The sequence below is a fragment of the Bifidobacterium sp. genome (assembly GCF_051876855.1).
Classification (GTDB): Bacteria; Actinomycetota; Actinomycetes; order Actinomycetales; family Bifidobacteriaceae; genus Bifidobacterium.
This window is the reverse complement of the sequence record NZ_JBJEIH010000024.1, coordinates 105,611-125,073: the sequence shown is the minus strand read 5'-3', so window position 1 is coordinate 125,073 and position 19,463 is coordinate 105,611. Positions and strand designations below refer to the sequence as shown.

Here is a 19,463-nt window from a genome sequence, read left to right as displayed (position 1 = left end):
CAGCCGGAACGGGAAAAGAGAAGGGCCCGGAAGACCGGGCCCTGAAAGGAGAGAAAAGAAGAGAGAAGGGATTGAATTATGGGATTCAAGAGGAGAACCCCGTCAGCTTTTGCTGACATGATTTAGGATACGGACGTCACCTTGAGTTCACAATATGTTTCCCTGTGAATACTCTGAGATTCGCTCAGGCAACGCCCAGCCTGATGTGCAAGTCGTCATCCCTGCCGCGCGATTTTGCACACCTACGACTTTGCAAACCGTTCATAGCTCATCCAACCAAGCCACGCCCATCCAACCGCACCTGACCGATCAATTCCCGCCCGACCATGTCACCCGCGCCGTGCACAATGGGCGGCATGAACACGTTGGGCAATATCCTGTGGCTGATTCTCGGCGGTCTCGAACTGGCTGTGGCATGGGCGATCATCGGCATCGTGCTGTGCATCACCATCGTCGGCATCCCGCTCGGCATCCAAGCGTTCAAAATGGCGGGCCTGACACTCACCCCGTTCGGCAAGTCCGTGGTGTATGGCGGTGGCGTCGGCTCCCTGCTCGCCAACATCATCTGGGTGGTGTTGGTCGGCATCTGGATGGCAATCGGCTACGTAATCGCAGGCGTACTCAACTGCATCACCGTCATCGGCGTGCCGTTCGGCATCCAGTCGTTCAAGATGGCGAAGCTCGCGTTGTGGCCGTTCGGCGCGCAGGTTCAATGAATACCGGTTCATGATTGCCGCAATCACAAAGCATGCCGTCAAACTGCCAGACGAATCCGGAATATCGGATGTTTCACGATGCCGGCGGGCTTGATTTACTGGATTGGCTGAGGCGATGCCGTCAGACGGACGGGAGTTCGGCGCGGAACGGTCTGTCAGACGCCGCTTTCCCGGGAGAACTCGAGTGATTCCGTAATCTGCCATTGAACTCCCGCACGCGACGTGGGAGTTCAGCCTAATCCGGCGCTTCCACGGAAAATCTCCCAACAGAAACGTTGGAATCTTGCGATTCTGAAAAATCGGCCCTGAAGCCGTTTCTGGGAGAAAAAGCGCCAAAATCGTAATTCGCAATAAACTCCCGCAACGAACCGGGAAATCGTCTCCTCTAAGCGGAACCGAGGACGTTCTCCCGCTTTCACAGGAGAGCACACAGCCAGGAGAACACCAGGATTGAAGAACCCGATAACCGGGCGTCCGCAGTGAGAGACCCCCTGCCGTCCACAATCAATTGCTTCACGGCAAGCCCACTGGAAAGTCTGCTCCAGCAAGGGCCAACCCACACCATCACCGCCTGCCCCTATCCTTGCGATTCCAACGATTCCACCGATTCCACTGCCCGCACAATATCCGTCAGCAATATCGGTCAGCCCTGCTACCTCTGCTGCCACGCGAACGGCAGGTGCATGAACTCCGGCACTTTGTACCATTTGACCGGGTACCCGGCGCCATGCGCGCAGAACACCGAATCCGGGGTGTTCTCCAGATCGGCTTCGGGATCATACCCGGCTGCCGCGATGACCGCGTCCTCGTCGTGGCATGGCCGGTAGCCCGCCGACACGCAGGTCAGCGACCCGCGTCCGTGCGTGTACGCGTTGACATCCATCGCGTAATCACGCATGCCTTCGACGGGCGCCTCACCCTCCAGCACCGCCGTCGTGCCGTCATTTTCAGGCGGGTCGAACGTGCCGCTCATCCGCTGGATATCAGCCATCGCATGCCCCACCTGGTCAGCGGGCAGCTCCAGACGGAAGCGGTACCACGGTTCAAGCACATGGCAATGCCCACCCTGACGCGCCTGCATAAGCCCTTCGCGGATCGCGCGATATGTGGCCTGGCGGAAATCCCCGCCTTCCGTGTGCTTGTCATGCGCCCGACCGGTCAGCAGCGTAATCCGCATGTCGGTGATCGGCGCGCCGATGAGCACACCCAGATGCTCGCGTTCGCGCATATGCGTCATGATCAGGCGCTGCCAGTTACGGTCGAGCACGTCAAGACTGCAATCGCTGGCGAATTGGAGTCCGCTTCCACGCTCGAGCGGCTCCAGCAGCAGGTGGACTTCCGCGTAGTGCCGCAACGGTTCGAAATGCCCCACCCCTTCGACCGGCTTGTCGATGGTCTCGTGGTATACGATGCCGCCGCGGTCGAATGCGACTTCGATGCCGAAGCGCGTGCGCAGCAGTTCCTGCACGATTTCCAGCTGTACGGCCCCCATGAGTTGTATGTGAATCTCCTCAAGCCGCTTGATCCACCGCACGTGCAGCAGCGGCTCCTCGTCCTCGAGTTCACGCAGCGCACCCAACAGCTTGTGCGTATCCGTGCCATCGGTGGCCGTGACCGTGTAGGTGAGCACCGGTTCGAGCAGCGGGTGCGAGGCGTCCATCTGCATGCCGAGCCCCTGACCTGGCACTGTGCCTTCCAACCCGGTCACCGCGCATACCGTTCCGGCGGGAGCGGATTGCAAGATATCGTATTTCGCGCCGGAATATCGCCTGATTTGGTCGATTTTTCCGTACGGTTCAATCTCGCTTTTCACCGGCAGTTCGCCGCCGGTCACTTTCAGCCAAGTGAGCCGATTGTGCTGGGCGTCGTGCGAAATGCGGAAGACACGGGCGCCGAAATCCTTGTCATTGCTGTGATTGCCGGAAGGGTTGCCGGAAAGATTGCCGCCGCGCCCGTCATAGCGCGGCTCAGGAGCGTATGCGGCGAGCGCATCCAGCAAATAGCGGATGCCGTGCAATTGCAGCGCCGATGTCCACAGACAAGGGACGAGCTTGCGTTGCGCGATCATCCGGCTGATGGTCGCCGGGCTGATCCGACCGGTGTCGCAGTATTCGTCGAGCGCGGATTCATCAAGCGCGGCGACGTCTTCATCGTGTTCCATTCGCGAACCGGCGGAAATCTGGGCGCGAGCGGACGAGCCGCCGGCAATCGCGCCAGTTGATGCGCCCGTGACGACTTGCGCGTCTGCGATAACCGAAGCATCCGAAGGTACGGGGGTGTCCGCAGTGACCGGGGTATCAGCATTATCAGCGATATCGGCAGAATTCTGCGGCAATCCGGCATCCACGCACGCCTCGCCGAACCGCTTGCGGATGCCGGCGAGCACGTCATCGCGCGAAATGCCGGGAGCGAGCGCGTCGATTTTATTGATGACGATGACGGTCGGCACATGATAGCGCTCCAGCAATCGCCACAGGGTCTCGGTATGACCTTGCACGCCGTCGACGGCTGAGATGACGAGCAGCGCGACATCGAGCACGCCCAGCGTACGTTCCATATCGGCTGCGAAATCCACGTGCCCGGGCGTGTCGAGCAGGGTCAAGCGCATACCCGGATAGTCGATGATCGCGTCTTTTGAATAGATGGTGATGCCGCGTCGTTTTTCCAACGCGTCGGTGTCGAGAAACGCGTCGCCATGATCGACGCGGCCAAGCCGGCGCACTTCGCCGGACACGTACAGCATCGCCTCGGAAAGTGTGGTTTTGCCCGCATCCACGTGGGCTAGCACGCCCGCGACGATCTGTTTCATCATGCTCCTGTCGGTCGGTAACCGGCGCTGCGCGGCGCCTTAGTCTCCTATGGTAGACCGCCGCGGCGTCATCGCTGCCGGTATACCGCCGCCCCGACTCCTGTCTCTCCCCCAACCTTCTACCGACGCTCACAACCACCTCAGTGTCGGTAGAAGCAGAGATACAGGTGGGCAGATACACAAACTGGCTACGCTAGCGGACTCACCAGCGTAACCAGTTTGTGAGGTTGGGAGCGTCGATACTTGGCGAGGTGCGACCCTCGGGACGTCGAACCAGCGGGCCTCACGCCCACAGACACAACGCTCCTAAGCATCACGCCCTAGGCATCCCACACAGGCACGACGCCCTGAGACGTCACGCCTTGGCGACGGAGACCTCGAGTTCCTTGGCGGCGTCGCTCGGCTTGATGTCGAGCGTCGTGGCGAGCGTCTCGTGGGCGATCAGGTCACGGAACTGCTCGAGCTTCGGCGCGTCTGCCGTTGGTGCGGTCAGGGTCAGCACAATCCGGTCGGAGATGTTGAAATCGGCTTCCTTTCGGGCATCCTGCACTGCACGGACCGCGTCACGCGCGTAGCCTTCGGCCAGCAAATCGTCGTCGAGCGCGGTGTCGAGAATCACGAACCCGCCGGACGGCAGCGCCGAGGACACCGAATTGGCGGCCTGCTTGGCATCCTGCTCCTCCACGCGGTTGATGACCTCGAACTCGCCATCCTCGAGCGCGATATCGCCGTTCGGCGTCTCGACCACAGGGGCGCCGGTCGCGGCATCCACATGCCAGGCACCAGTCTTGGACGCCTTGATGGCGAACTGCACCTGCTTGCCCAGACGCGGGCCGGCGGCGCGCGCGTTGACCTTGAGCTGGTGGATGATCTTCAGCCCATGTTCCGGCGCGTCCTCGAGGGTCGAGAAGTCCACGGACTTCACGTTGAGCTCAGACTTCAGGATCTCAACGTAATCCCCGACCGCCTTCGGGTCGGCGACCACGACGGTGAGCTTGCTCAGCGGCTGACGCACGCGGATCTGCTCGGCCTTGCGCAGCGACAGGGTCGCGGAGACCACCTCGCGCACCTGGTCCATCGCAGAAACAAGCGCATCATTGGCCTTGAGCACAAGACCAAGCTCCGTGGGCTCGCCGGTCTTCTGGTCGACAAGGAACGGCCAATCCGCCAGATGCACGGATTCGCCGCCGGTCAGGCCCCGCCACACGGTCTCCGCCTCCATCGGGGCGAGCGGGGCGAGCGCGCGCATGAAGGTTTCCAGCACGGTGTACAGCGTGTTGAACGCGTTCTCGTCCTCGTTCCAGAAGCGGTCTCGCGTGTTGCGGATGTACCAGTTGGTCAGCACGTCGATGAAATCGGTGACCGCCTCGCACGCATCGGAAATCGCGAAATCATCCAGCGATTTCTCGACGCGTTCAACCAGCAGGCGCGTACGGGCCAGCAGATACTGGTCCATGCGCGGCAGACCGTCGATCTCGTCGGCACGCAAACGACGCGCGTCGAAGCCCTTGCCTCCGTTCGCCGCGTTCGCATACAGCGTGAAGAAGTAGTACGAGCTCCACACCGGCAGCATGACCTGGCGCACAGTGTCGCGAATGCCGTCCGCGGTGACGATGAGGTTGCCGCCGCGCAGGATCGGCGAGCTCATGAGGAACCAACGCATAGCGTCGGAACCGAACTTGTCGAACACACCGTTGACGTCCGGGTAGTTGCGCAGGTGCTTGCTCATCTTCTGGCCGTCGGAACCGAGCACGATGCCGTGGCAGATGACGTTCTTGAACGCCGGCTTGTCAAACAGCGCCGTGGCCATGATGTGCAGCGTGTAGAACCAGCCGCGCGTCTGGCCGATGTACTCCACCACGTAGTCGCACGGGAAGTGCTGCTCGAAATACTCCTTGTTTTCGAAGGGGTAGTGGAACTGCGCGAACGGCATGGAGCCGGATTCGAACCAGCAGTCAAGCACATCGGTGATGCGGTGCATGTGGCTCTTGCCGGTCGGATCGTCCGGGTTCGGGCGGGTCAGGCGGTCGATATACGGGCGGTGCATGTTGATCTCACCCTTGTCGTCGCGCGGGTAATCGCCGAAATCAGCCTTAAGCTCGTCCAGCGAACCGTACACGTCGACGCGCGGATACTTCGGGTCGTCGCTCACCCACACCGGAATCGGCGAACCCCAGAAGCGGTTACGGCTGATGGACCAGTCGCGCGCGTTGGCGAGCCACTTGCCGAACTGGCCGTCCTTCACGTTCTCCGGGATCCAGTTGATTTCCTGATTGTGCTTGAGCAGGCGGTCCTTGATCTTCGTGACCGAGACGAACCAGCTGGACACCGGCTTGTAGATCAGCGGGGTGCCGCAACGCCAGCAGTGCGGGTAGGAGTGCACGTAGCTCTTCTCCTGGAACAGCAGGGCGCGATGCTCCTCGGGGATTGCCGCGAGCGCTCCCGTGCTGTTGCGCAGGTCGCGCAGCACGGACTTGGAGGCATCGAACACGTACTGGCCCTCGTATTCAGGGCATTCGGAAGTGACGACGCAGCCTTCGTCGAGGTAATCGACGCTCTTGATGCCCTTGGCGTTGAGCGTCGCCATATCGTCCTCACCGTAAGGTGCCTGGTGCACGATGCCAGTACCTTCGACGGTGTCGACGTAATCAGCGGTGAAGATGGTGAACGCGTTGGGGCCGGGCGTGCCGTCTTCAGCCAGCTGCGCGTCGGAAGCGTAGTAGGGGAACACGGGCCAGTACTTGCGGCCTTCGAGCTCGGAGCCCTTGAGTTCGCGCACGACCGTGTAGTTCTCGCCGAGTTCCTTGGCGAAGGCCTCAAGACGCGGCTTGCCGATGTAGAAGCGCTTGCCGGCGAACTTGCCTTCCGCGGGCTCGACCTCGACATAGTCGATGTCGGCGCCGACCACGATGGCAAGGTTGCCGGGCACAGTCCACGGCGTGGTGGTCCAGAACACGACGTAGGCGTCCTCGTCGCGCAGCTTGACGGCCACGGAGATGGAGGTGTCCTGGCGGTCCTGGTAGACGTCCGCATCCATGCGCAGCTCGTGGTTGCTCAGCGGGGTGCGGTCCTTCGGGCAGTACGGCAGCACGCGGTAGCCCTTGTAGGCGAGGCCCTTCTCGTACAGCTGCTTGAACGCCCACATGACGGATTCCATGTACGGGATGTTGAGCGTCTTGTAGCCGTGGTCGAAGTCCACCCAGCGGCCCTGGCGATGCACGTATTCGCGCCATTCGTTGGTGTATTTGAGCACGGAGGCGCGGCAGGCGTCGTTGAACTTGGCGATGCCCATCTTCTTGATGTCGTCGACCGAGTCGATGCCGAGTTCCTTCTGCGCTTCGAGCTCGGCAGGCAGGCCGTGCGTGTCCCATCCGAATACGCGGTTGACCTTGTGGCCCTTCATGGTCTGGTAGCGCGGGATGACGTCCTTCGCGTAACCGGTCAGCAGGTGGCCGTAGTGCGGCAGGCCGTTGGCGAACGGCGGGCCGTCGAAGAACACGAACTCGTTCTGGCTGTGGTCGCCGGACGGGCGGCGTTCCACGGATTTGTTGAAGGTGTCGTCGGTGTCCCAATACTCCAGCACGGATTGTTCAAGCTGGGGGAAGTCCGGGTTCGGCGCGACCTTGGCGCTCTGCTCGCCGGTTGATGCCTTGGGATACACGTGATCGGTGGTTTCGCTCACCATATTCTCCTCGACTGGCTGGTTGACATTGCCACGAGGACGACGGGGGCTTGCGCCTGCGCCGCGGTACCACCTCGCTTGCCGCGTTTCGCCGGGTTGCCGGTTGTGCGCGACCGCTTGTGCCCGGCTGTGTCGGGCCGGACCCGTCGGTTCTACTGGGGGCTTGACATTTGCCGATTCGACGATTTGGTACGCCGCCGATCGGCTGATTTGTCGGACCCTGTTCTTCCGAAGACTCCCCGCTGATGACGGATCATTGCCTCATACAGCCGCCATGATAGCACCGCGGGCGGGACGAGCGCGCCGGGCCGATCAAGCGGATTGGCCGGCTCGGCGCAGGCAACCGATCGGAGTCACACGAGCTGGCCGGCTCGGCGCAGGCGTCGGGCGATTTCGGCGCAGACAAGGGCGGCGATGATGGCAATCAGACCGCCGGAAATCAGCGTCCGCGCGGTCGACCCGCCGGTCAGCGGCACGGCGGTGATCACCCGCTCGTTGGCGAAGCTCAGCTGATTGGCGCTGGATTTGCCGGTATCGTCACCGGCGCTCGAATCGTAGACGACCTTCGGTGTGGCAAGCGTATTGCCGTCATCATCAGTCACTTGCGTGACCTTGACGCCGGCTTTGTTGCCAAGCTCACGTTGCGTGGCATCGGTGACCGTATCCTTGACGGTGACGCTCACCCGGTAGACGGCCTTCGAATACTTGATTCCGGTCGAGCCATCGATGCCGCCAGCTCCAGCGGCACCGCTGTTCGCGCCGTTTTCGCGGATTTCGTACACGTAGGTCTTCCCCGCGTCGGCCGCAGTGAACGGGAATGCCCCGAACGAACCGGAATTCTCCGACCCGTCCGAGCCCTTGGACAACGTAAGCGTCTTGGCTGACGGCAACGGACCGGCCCCATCGCTTGAGCCGCCGTCGTCATTCGCGCCGAGCGCGGTCATGGTGAAGGTGTATTGGGCGCCCGCAGGCCACCCGCCTTCCACGGTTTTGCTCACCTTCACCGCGGTGGTCGGCACGGTGGTGTTCGCGAACACCGGCGGGGTGGACGTGTCGTACACCACGGTCGCCACAAGCTTGTTCGGGTCGGACGACGAACGCACGACCCCAACCGAAGCGGTGTGGGTCGTCGTGTCATACAACGTCGTGCCCGTAGCTGCTTCCTTGGGAATATTCTCCGTAATCGTGTACTGGTATAAACCCGCTTCCTTATAGGTGATGGTTCCGAAATCGATGGCACCTTTTTCCCCGTTCTTGACCGTCACACTCTGGACAGTGGTGGTGTTGCCGTCGGCATCGGTGGATGTCGAAGTCGTGGCTCCGTCAGGCATGGGGGCGCTGCCGGTCGGGTCGGTGAGCGTGAACGAGTATGCCCCGTCAGCCGCCGGCACGCCGTCCATCGTCTTGGTGGCCGTAATGTTCGCGGTCGCAGATGTCACCGGCTTCGTGGTGTTGTAGATCTTCGGGAAATGCTTCGTATAAGCGTCACCTTGGTCCGGCGTGGCCACGAGGTCGAAGTTCGACGCGTCGTCGAAGTTGTCTTCGGTGATGTTCACCCCCGCCTTGGCGTGGTAGATGGTGCCGTCGGTCACGCCGTCCCAGCCGTAGGCTACGTAGTCCTTGTTCTGGTCGTCGTCACTCGTCTTGTCTTGATCGATGACGACCATCGCCCGCAAGCCGGTCACGCCGTCCTTGACAACTTTCTTCACCAGGACGGTCGCCGTTCGGTCGGTGGTGTCGTAGGTGATAGTCGGGTCGCCGCCGTCCACCTCGCGGAAGGTGTAGGTGAACTCGGCGGAATCCTTGCCATCGAGGTCAGCGAGGGTGATCGGCACGGTGAAGTTGATCAGACCGTTGTCACCATTGGTTACCGTCGTGTTCGTCAGTTTCGGCGCATTGCCGGACGGGGTGACGGAGAAGGTGAATTGGCCGGCCTTCGCGGGGCTCCCGTCAAGCAGTTTCCTCGCTTTGATCTGCACCCAGCCGGTGGTTGTGGTGTTCTGGATGACCAGCAACGCGTCACTACCCGCGTAACTGACGGATGCGGACAGCGTGTTGTCGCTGTTGCGCGTCACTGTCACTTTCGCCGCGTACACGTTGCTGTCATACACGATGTTCTGGTCCGTCCCGGTGACTTCGTGGATCGCATAGTTGTAGACGCCGGGGTATTCGAAGGTGATATCGCCCCAGGAAGCGTGGCCGGCGCCCTGGTTGGTCGTGGTCGAGGTCGGCGTGCCGTCACTGTTGTTGGCAGCGCCGTCGGGCATCGGTACGCTCACCGCGTTGCCGTCGAGATCCACCGCGTCTGTGGACACCGGTTGCAGTTCAAAGGAGAACTTGCCGCCGTCGCTGGCGGGGATGCCGTCAAGCATTTTGGTCAGTCGCAGCTGCGCGGTGGTGGGGACAGCCTTGACGTAGCTGTTCGAGAAGCCGGCCGGCGCGTCACCGGCGTCGTAGCTGACTGTGTCGCTGAGCTTGTTCGTGTTCGGGTCGCGCGTCACGGTGACGGTCACGGAGTGGGACGCGGTGTCCTTGGAAATGAACGGGTCGCTTGGCGCCTCCTCGGTCATCGTGTAACGATACGTTCCGGCCTGGGAATAGACGATCGGGCCGAAATCAATAAGGCCGTTCTCGCCGTTTGCGGTCAGACAGTAGATATCGCCGTTCTCGTCGGTTGCCGAGGTGGTACAGGTCGAAGGCATCGGCGTGTCTTTCGCCGCCGTGAGACGGAAGGTGAATTGGCCACTAGATGCGGGTTTGCCGGCGAGTGTCTTGTAGGAATACAGGTGTTCCTTGATGTCGTCGGGCTGGATGGTCGTGTTCTTGAAGGTCGGCTGGTCGGCGGAATCCGTGCCATTCGCACTGTAGGTGACTGCTGCGGACAGCTTGTTGGTCGTTTTGTCGCGCGTGACCTTGACGGTCACCAGCACCACGGAGGAATCGTAGGCGATGCCGGCGTCTTGGCCCTTGCTTTCAGTCATCGTGTACGTGTAGGTGCCTTCTGCGGTGTAGCGGATGGTGCCGAAGGAGATGGAGCCGTCGCTGTTGGCGGGCACGGTGAGCTGGGAGCCGTTGTCGGCCGGGTCGGTTGACATCGGTGTGTCGTCGGCATTGGCCTGGAGCGTGAAGAAGAAGGTGTTGGGCGTGAGCACGGTTTTTCCGTCAAGCGTCTTCTTCGCGCCAATCGAGACGTCGACCGGGTTCGGAGCGATCGTGGTGTTCTGGAAGGCGTTGCCGCCGTTGCCGGTGGTGACGGTGCCGTCGGCGGCTTTCTTGCTGTAGGAGACGGATGCCTTGAGCTCGTTCGTGGCATCGTCTCGAGTCACCGTGACGGTTGCGGTCACCGTGCCGGTGTCATAGCTGATACCCGCGTCGGCGTCAGTGGGCTTGATTTCGGTGATGTCGTAGGTGTAGGTGCCAGCTTTGGTGAAGACAATCGGGCTGACGATCGCCTTGCCGACCGAATCATTGGTGATGGTGGTCGAGCCTCCCGCGGCGACACCTTCTGGCATCGGGGCGTTGTCGTTGGCCTGGACCTTGAAACTGTAGGCACCGCGCTCCGGAATCTTGCCGTCGATGGTCTTGGTGACTTCCAGCTGCGCGGTGGCGTCCTTGGTATAGACGTTGTTTACCGTAATGCCGCCGGTGTCGGCGTAATGCACGGTGGCGACGAGCTTGCCCACATCCGCCCCGGTGCCCTTGGTGACTTTGACGGTCACCGTATGCGCCGTACTGTCGTAGCCGATGTCGGAATCGTCTCCCGGAATCTCGGCCACCGAATACACGTAGGTGCCCGGTTGGGTGTAGGTGATCTGCCCGAAGGTGAATGTGCCGTCGGCGCCGACCTTGGCCGTGTCGCTGTCGGGAAGCGGGGCGTTCGTGTCGGTCGCGATGCGGAAGGTGAAGGTGCCGAACAGGTTGCGGATTCTCTCGTCGTCACCCGTTGTGCCGTATTGTGACAGCGTCTTGCCGTTGATGGTTTTCGTACCGGAGATGGTGGCGGTGGCGGGGTTCTTGGAGTAGTCGATGGAATCGTCGACGATGCTCGCCTCCATGGCGCTCGGCGTGATGGCGGCGGTGCCCAGGAGATTCTGGTAGTTCTTCGCCTCGGAGCCAGGCTGGTACAGCTGGAGCGCTTCGCTGGCCTGGAGCGTATAGCCGGTCGGGTTGATGAGGTTCTTGTAGGCGTCGATCATGGCCTGATTGAAACGGTAGTAGTTGTCGGCAGTCGGCTCGACGAGCTTCGCGAAGGAAGAGTTTGAATCGTACCGGTTAGCGTAGGCGCCGTCGGTGTAATGCCACACAGCGAGCTGGGTGACCATGCGCTGCTGGTTCGCGTCGAGGCCCGCCAGAAGGTCGGTAGGGTTGTTGGCGTTGATGGTGGTGTTATTCGGGTATCCGCGTGTGATGACGGACATGATGCGGCGCGCGAATTCAGTGGAGTCAGAAATAGTGCCGTAGGCATCGGACTGGAGCCTGTACGCTGCGCTGGTCCAGAGCATGGCGATGGAGCCTTCGGACTCGTTGTACCGGGTGTACTGCGTGCCGCTTGAAGCCTGAGGTCCTCGCGGCGCCGTGCTCAGGTAGTTGTAGCAGTAGACGACGGACGATGTACCGCTGTCGTCAGAGACGGAAATCGAGGGAAGCGGGTCGACCCTTTTGCCGTCGCCGGTGGTGGCGATCGCCTGGCGGCTCGTCCATGTGACGTCCTTGTACTCCCACGGGTTCGTGGTGTCGGCTTTGACAGGGAATTCGCTCGTCGCTTTCCAGTCCTTCGATGTATCGACCTTCTCTTGGTATTGCGGAACGGTGAAGGTCACATCCGCCGCCTTGTAGTAATCCGTCGGCGCTTGATCTTCATGCAAGGTGTAAGAACCCGCCGCGACCTGAACCGCTAGGGCGGTCGAGGTGCTGGTCCAGCTCGCCGACTTGCCGTCCGAGGCAATGGTGACGTCTACGGCGGAGGAGCTGTCTTTCTTGATGTAGCCGTCGGTCGTGGTGAGCGTCAGCTGGGCTCCGGGGATCTCCTTGCGGATGCTTTCGCCGGTGGATGACGATGTCGAGGTGTCGTACTGCGGGTTGCCGGCCGCATCGTTGCCCCATTTATGGATAGTCAGCTTGCGGGTGAGGGAGTTCGCATCCGAATTCGTCGTCGTGTCGGCCGCCGATGCCGCTGTGTTCTTCAGGAACGATGCAGGCACGATCATCGCGACGGCGCACAGCACCGCGACAAGAACGATGAACCCACGACGAATCATTGACTTGTGCACTTGTTGTTCTCCCGATTCCGACCCAGTACTGCATCCGGCATGCGGTAGTACAGCTCATCCCCACCTTGCCGGGCCTACGCCCCCTATTGGCGGCCGATCGGCGCACAACACGAGGGTTGATGTCATGAAAACCTTGGCAATAAACCGGTTTGATATTACCAGAACCACCCCCATTCCACCATTCCCCTGTCAGATAATGTGAGTGAGTTCACACCTGAAAAACTCCTGAATCAGCCCCCATCTCCATCCCCTCATCCCCCATCCCCCGTCACGTCCGCCCATTACCAGCTCACTCCATCACCAGCCCGTCCCTTGACACAAACCAGCTACGCCTACAAGCCCTTCAGCGTAACCAGTTTCAGATACTTCACAAACCAGCTACCCCCAGAACCCTCCCAGCGTAACCAGTTTGTGTAACAGCACCTTCTGCCGACCCCCAGCAACCCACCAGCGTCGGCAGGAGCAGAAAGAAAACCGTCTGCCGACGCTGAGCGGGGTGTCAGTGTAGGCAGACGGTTGTTGTGTGCTCGCCCGCGGGACTGTGCGGTGCAGAAGTCGGCGCGGGCGGCGGCGAGTCGGGGGCTACTCGAGTTCGAGCGCTCCGGTGTACAGCTGGTAGTACTCGCCGCGCTGGGCGATGAGCTCGTCATGGTTGCCGCGTTCGATAATCCGGCCGTGGTCGAGTACCATAATCACGTCCGCATTGCGGACAGTAGACAGCCGGTGCGCGATCACGAAAACCGTGCGGCCCTTCATCAACGCGTCCATACCCGCCTGCACGACCTCTTCGGTGCGGGTATCAATCGAGCTGGTCGCCTCGTCCAGGATCATCGCCGGCGGATCGGCCACAGCAGCGCGCGCAATCGAAATCAGCTGGCGCTGGCCCTGAGACAGACCGGAACCGTCACCGGACAGCACGGTCTGGTAGCCTTCCGGCAGCATTCGGATGAACCCGTCCGCATTCGTACGTTTCGCCGCCTCGATGCATTCCTCATCCGTCGCGTCAAGACGACCGTAGCGGATGTTGTCCATCACCGTGCCGGTGAACAGGTTCACATCCTGCAGCACAATGCCGAGCGAACGGCGCAAATCCGGCTTGCGGATGTTGCGCACGTCGATGCCGTCATACAGAATCTGGCCTTCCTGGATGTCGTAGAAGCGGTTGATGAGGTTCGTGACCGTGGTCTTGCCCGCGCCCGTCGCGCCAACCAGCGCAACCTTCTGGCCCGGCTTGGCGAACCACGTGATGTCATGCAGCACCGGCTTGGACGGATCGTAACCGAAGGTCACATCGGTGAAGCGCACATCGCCGCGCAGCAGCGTGTACCGGCCGTCCGGCGAGGTGATTGCGCTCTGCTTGGCCTTGGCGGCGACTTCACGGGCCTTGCCGCGCAGTTTCGCCGCGGCGGCGAGCGAACGCGTGCCGTCATCATCCGCGGCGCGCTTCCACGCCCAATGCTGTGTCTCCTGGTCGGTTTCCGTCATCGTGCGCCCGTCTTCGCCAAGTTCGACGTTGACGAGCGTGACCGTACCGCCGTCGGCTTCCACCGGCTCATCCATCAGCGCGAAGATGCGCGAGGCGCCGGCGAGCGCCATCATGACCATGGTGAACTGCATGGAGACCTGGCCGAGCGGGTTGATGAATCCGCGCGACAGGGTGAGCATGGCGATCACGGTGCCGAGGGTCATGGTCCCGGCTCCACTGAAGCCGAAGTTGTGCATGCCGGACAGGCCCGCCCACGCGCCGAGAATCGCGGTGGCGACATAGAGCAGGTAGCCGGAGTTGTTCACGATCGGCATGGTGATGTTGCCGTAGGTGTTCGCCTTGGCGGCCGCGTCGAACAGTTCGGCGTTGCGACGGTCGAATTCGCGTTGCGTGGCGTCCTCATGGTTGAAGACCTTGATGACTTTCTGGCCGTTGACCGCTTCCTCGACGAAACCGTTGACGTCGCCGAGCACACGCTGCTGACGCACGAACTGGCTGCCGGAGCGGACGACGAGCTTGTTGACGAGCACGAACAGGATGATCGCGAACGCGAGGGTGAACAGCGCGAAGGGCACGGACAACCACATCATCGCGATCAAGGATGCGAGCGCGGACAGCAGCGAGGAGAACATCTGCGGGAAGGACTGCGAGATCGCCTGTCGCAGGGTGTCGGTGTCGTTGGTGTACCGGCTCATCACATCGCCGTGCTCGTGGGTGTCGAAATAGCGGATTGGCAGACGCTGCTGGTGGGCGAACATGTCGTCGCGGATCTTCTTGAGCGTGCCCTGTTCGATGTCGATGATCAGCCAGCCCCACAGCCACGAGCAGAACGTGCCGACCGCGTACATGATGGCCAGCAGCGTGAGCGCGCGAATCAGCGGACCCCAGTCGGGGTGGGTGGCGGTGACCAGCGGGATGATGTACGTGTCGACGAGCCGCTGCAGGAACGCAATGGACAGCGCCTGCGCGGCGGCGGACACGATGATTGACAGGACGACGATGACTAGACGCACCGGGTATTGGGAGATGTAGCCCCACAGGCGTTTCACGGTGCCGCGCGGGACTTTCGGGCGCGGCTTGCGGCCGGCGCCGGTTGCGGGGGTCGCAGTGCCGGAGGCGCCTGGCTGTGCCGACGCGTCAGACGGCTTGACTGGCTTGGTATCCGTGGATTGCGCGGTGTTCTGCGTGCTCATCGTGCCTCTCCTTCCTGGGTGGTGCTTGCGGTTGCCTCGTCGGTTGCGGGGGCGGAAGCCTGGGAATCCGCAGAAGCCAGGGAATCCGTTGAATCCGCAGCATCCGCTTCGCCGTGATTCTTGGTCTGCAGCTCATAGATCGCGCGGTATTCGTCGCTGGTCTTCAACAGCTGCTCATGCGTGCCCTTGTCCATGATGCGGCCGTCCGCCATGACCAGAATCATGTCGGCATCCTGCACGGAACTCAACCGCTGGGCGATAATGATCTTCGTGACGTCCGGCGCCTCGGAGCGCAGGCCTTCGCGGATCAACTGGTCGGTCTTGGTATCCACCGCGCTGGTGGAATCGTCCAGAATCAGGATCTTCGGGTTCTTCAGCAGCGCGCGGGCGATGCATAGGCGCTGACGCTGACCGCCGGACACGTTCGTACCGCCCTGTTCGATCATGGTGTCGTACTTGTCGGGGAATTCCTGGACGAAGCCGTCCGCCTGCGCGATCTGCGCGGCGTGTCGGATCTGCTCGTCGGTGGCGTCCGGGTTGCCCCAACGCAGGTTATCGGCGATGGTGCCGCTGAACAGCACGTTCTTCTGCAACACCATGGCGACCTGGTCGCGCAAGACTTGCAAATCGTATTCACGCACGTCATGCCCGCCGACCTTCAGCGAGCCTTCGGTCACGTCGTACAGACGCGGGATCAGCTGCACGAGGCTGGACTTGGACGAGCCCGTGCCGCCGATGATGCCGACCACCGAACCTGAAGGGATATCAAGGTTGATGTCGTCAAGCACCGGCTTTTCCGAGCTGCGCGAATAGCGGAAGGTCACATGGTCGAATTCGATGGAACCGTCCGGCACCTGCGCAATCGGGTGCTCCGGATCGGTGACCGTGCTGCGTTCCTGCAACACCTGGCAGATACGCTCGGCGGATGCCTGGGAGATGATGATCATCACGAAAATCATCGAAATCATCATGAGCGCCATGAGAATCTGCAGCGCGTACGTCACCAGTGCCGTCAAGTCGCCGGTGGTCATACCGAGCGCCGCGTTGTTGCCCGAGGCGACAATCTGCTTGGCGCCCAGCCAGGACACCGCGAGCAGCGCGATGTAGATGCACGCGTCCATAAGCGGCATGTTGAAACTCATCACGCGTTCCGCCTTGACGAAATCACGGTAAATCGCCTGCGAGATGCGGCCGAACTTCTTGATTTCGTGGTCCTCGCGGTTGTAGGACTTGACCACGCGGATGCCTTGAAGGTTCTCGTCCACGTCGTTGTTGAGCTTGTCGTACGTGTGGAAGACGCGTTCGAACACGGGGTGCACGAATGCGGCGAGCGCAATCAGGGCGATGCCCAGAATCGGCACGATAACCAGGAACACCAACGAAATCGGCTTGCTGATGCGGAACGAGCAGATCCATGCGGCGATCATCATGACAGGGGCGCGTACGCCAACGCGGATAATCATCTGGTAGGAGTTCTGCAGGTTAGTCACATCGGTGGTGCTGCGGGTGATGATCGAGCCCGTGGAGAAGCGGTCGATGTTCGTGAAGCTGAACCCCTGCACTTTGGCGAAAACGTCGTGGCGAAGATTCTTCGCGAAACCTGCGGAGGCGACGGCGGCGAACCGGCCGGCGAGCGTGCCGGCTGCAAACGACAGCAGCGCGCACAGGAACAGGATCAGGCCGAATTTCCACACGGCGGGCATGGAACCGCCGGTGATGCCTTGGTCGATGAGGCTCGCCATGACCGTCGGGATGATGATCTCCATAATCGCTTCGACGCCGACGGCGAGCGGGGCGAGTAGGCTTTCCTTCTTGTATTCGCGCAGGCTGTGTAGCAGGGTTCGAATGACGTGGGTGGGTTTCGCCGGCGCATCGGCGGCGCCGGGCGTATTCGCGAGTGTGCTCGTGGTCACTGGTTGCGTTCCTTTCCTTCCTCGGTGTTCTGCGTATGACTGGGAGTGTCGGCTGAGCGTTTGGCTTGAGTTGGAGGTTCTTCGGCTGGGGCTTGGGCCCCGGTTTGGGCTTGGGCTTGGCGCGGGTCTTGGGCTTGGCGCGAGACCTGGGTCTGGCGCAAGTCTTGGGCTTGACGCGGGACCTGGGCTTGGGTCTGGGTCTGGGTCTGGGTCTGGGCTTGCGTACCGACTTGCGTAACGGCTTGCATCATGGCACGGTCGGGGCTGATTGCTTCGGATTGCACCCCGCTTTCCGCCTGAACCCGGCGCTCACGCCGAAGTCCGGAAGTCCGCGGAGGTTCCCAATATTCAGCCGAATCAAGCACCGGAGCCCGCACAGGTTGCGCCTTGGCGATCTGCTCGCGAGCGATTGCATCAAGCGCGACATCAATATTATGGCGGAGCCGGCCGAAATACTCGCGCAGTCGCGTGAGTTCCTCAGACGTGAAACCGTCGGCCAGAATGTCTTCGGTGCGGTCTCCGTTGGCGGCGAGGTCGGCGACAATACAATCGGCCTGCTCGGTGAGCACGATGCGTTTGAGCCGCGCGTCACGGGCGACCGGCCGGCGCACAATCAGCCCTTTGCGCTCCATACGAGCCAGGACGCGCGAGGCGGTGGACCGGGTGATGCGGAAACGCGACTCGATATCATGCTGGAACACCTCGCGGTCGCGATGCCGGTCAAGATACATGATGATATTGGCGTTGCCGTCGGTTGCCACGCGCGCGTTGGCCGGCATAGTCAGGCCGAGATAGCGGCGGACGACCCGGCTGAGTCCTTGGATTTCAACGGCCAGCGGCAGTGAATCGCGACCGGGTGAGGCCATGGCCGGCGGGAGGGCATCGTTTGGGAAGGAATCGGCATCTGGCGGCAGAATAGTCTCCGATGCGGTCCGTTCCGGAGGATATGCGCCGGCGTCTGCGGTAACGTGCGTATCCGCAGGATTGCGCGCATCCATGGAATCGGTGCCTGTGACCATACGGTCTGCTCCTGTCTGATCGTTGTAGGGCCGGGCTCGCAATTGACGGCGGCCGTCGATTGTTACGCGCTGTCTTGCAATCACATCCTAATAGGTAGCTCATACAACAGTTGTATATGCAACATTCGGCGTGTCGAACCGGTTTGCGCCGGCAGTCGGCTCCCCCTATCCACCCTGGCGCCAACGCCCCGCACACCTCCGCGGCATCACGCATACAACCGCATACGCAACGCTACAGATCCCCGGCAATCCCCAACAGTCCTGCAACATCGCATCAGCAATGCATGCCCCGACATACGCAACATTGCAGATACACGACCGGTCAGCCCCTAACCCCATGACATCATTCCCGTCGCGCATCCCACGGCATACGCAACACAACAGACACACCACCCAACCACCCAAACCTCACAGCATCCCGGCATCCACGCACGCCCTGACATACGCAACACCGCAAACGCACCACCCGGCGTCCCCACCCCCACTGCATTACGGCCGTCGCGCATCCCACGCCATACGCAACACCGCAGACCCACAGCGATACCGCCGAAACCACACCTCACCACGCACGCCACGCATCTGCCGACATACACAACACCACAAACACACCAGAAATCCCAAGCACATCACACGCCATCAACCCACGGCGTACGCCACGACATACACGACACCACAGACGCACCACCCAGCATCCCCACCCCCACTGCATCACCGCCGTCGCGCATCCCACGGCATACACAACACAACAGACACACCATCCAACCAATCCAACCACACGACATCATCCCATCACGCATCCCACGACATACGCAACACCGCAGACCCTCTGCGATACCGCCGAAACCACACCACACCACGCACGCCACGCGTCTCCCGGCATACACAACACCACAAACACACCAGAAATCCCAAGCACATCGCACGCCATCAACCCACGGCGTACGCCACGACATACACAACACAACAGACACACCGCCCAACCACCCAAACCTCACAGCATCCCGGCATCCACGCATGTCCTGACATACACAACACCACAGACGCACCACCCAGCATCCCCACCCCCACTGCATCACCGCCGTCGCGCATCCCACGGCATACACAACACAACAGACACACCATCCAACCAATCCAACCACACGACATCATCCCATCACGCATCCCACGACATACGCAACACCGCAGACCCTCTGCGATACCGCCGAAACCACACCACACCACGCACGCCACGCGTCTCCCGGCATACACAACACCACAAACACACCAGAAATCCCAAGCACATCGCACGCCATCAACCCACGGCGTACGCCACGACATACACAACACAACAGACACACCACCCAACCACCCAAACCTCACAGCATCCCGGCATCCA

The 19,463-nt window shown here is 61.5% G+C and carries 7 protein-coding genes; 1 reads left to right on the top strand and 6 read right to left on the bottom strand.

Going from position 1 to position 19,463, the window contains the following annotated elements; all coding sequences use genetic code 11:
* Positions 1-356 precede the first annotated feature (356 nt).
* On the top strand, positions 357-716 hold the full coding sequence (locus ACI38B_RS02100) for a YccF domain-containing protein (RefSeq protein ID WP_101451937.1): 360 nt from the start codon (positions 357-359) through the stop codon (positions 714-716).
* Positions 717-1,368: 652 nt separating this feature from the next.
* Here ACI38B_RS02100 and ACI38B_RS02095 read toward each other — a convergent pair.
* The 6 genes from ACI38B_RS02095 to ACI38B_RS02070 all read right to left on the bottom strand — a co-directional run bounded on the left by ACI38B_RS02095 (position 1,369) and on the right by ACI38B_RS02070 (position 18,088).
* Positions 1,369-3,525: a GTP-binding protein gene (locus tag ACI38B_RS02095; RefSeq protein WP_439729325.1), complete on the bottom strand. Its 2,157-nt coding sequence runs from the start codon at positions 3,523-3,525 to the stop codon at positions 1,369-1,371.
* 355 nt (positions 3,526-3,880) lie between these two features.
* Positions 3,881-7,210, bottom strand: coding sequence for a mupirocin-resistant isoleucine--tRNA ligase (gene ileS, locus ACI38B_RS02090; protein ID WP_439729320.1), 3,330 nt, complete (start codon positions 7,208-7,210; stop codon positions 3,881-3,883).
* 350 nt (positions 7,211-7,560) lie between these two features.
* Positions 7,561-12,465, bottom strand: a complete 4,905-nt coding sequence (locus tag ACI38B_RS02085; RefSeq protein ID WP_439729319.1) for a Spy0128 family protein — start codon at positions 12,463-12,465, stop codon at positions 7,561-7,563.
* A 594-nt stretch (positions 12,466-13,059) separates the two neighbouring features.
* Positions 13,060-15,156: an ABC transporter ATP-binding protein gene (locus ACI38B_RS02080; RefSeq protein WP_439729318.1), complete on the bottom strand. Its 2,097-nt coding sequence runs from the start codon at positions 15,154-15,156 to the stop codon at positions 13,060-13,062.
* Positions 15,153-17,069, bottom strand: coding sequence for an ABC transporter ATP-binding protein (locus ACI38B_RS02075; protein WP_439729317.1), 1,917 nt, complete (start codon positions 17,067-17,069; stop codon positions 15,153-15,155). Before ACI38B_RS02075 ends, ACI38B_RS02080 begins: the two co-directional genes overlap by 4 nt.
* Positions 17,066-18,088, bottom strand: a complete 1,023-nt coding sequence (locus ACI38B_RS02070) for a MarR family winged helix-turn-helix transcriptional regulator (protein WP_439729316.1) — start codon at positions 18,086-18,088, stop codon at positions 17,066-17,068. Before ACI38B_RS02070 ends, ACI38B_RS02075 begins: the two co-directional genes overlap by 4 nt.
* Positions 18,089-19,463 lie beyond the last annotated feature (1,375 nt).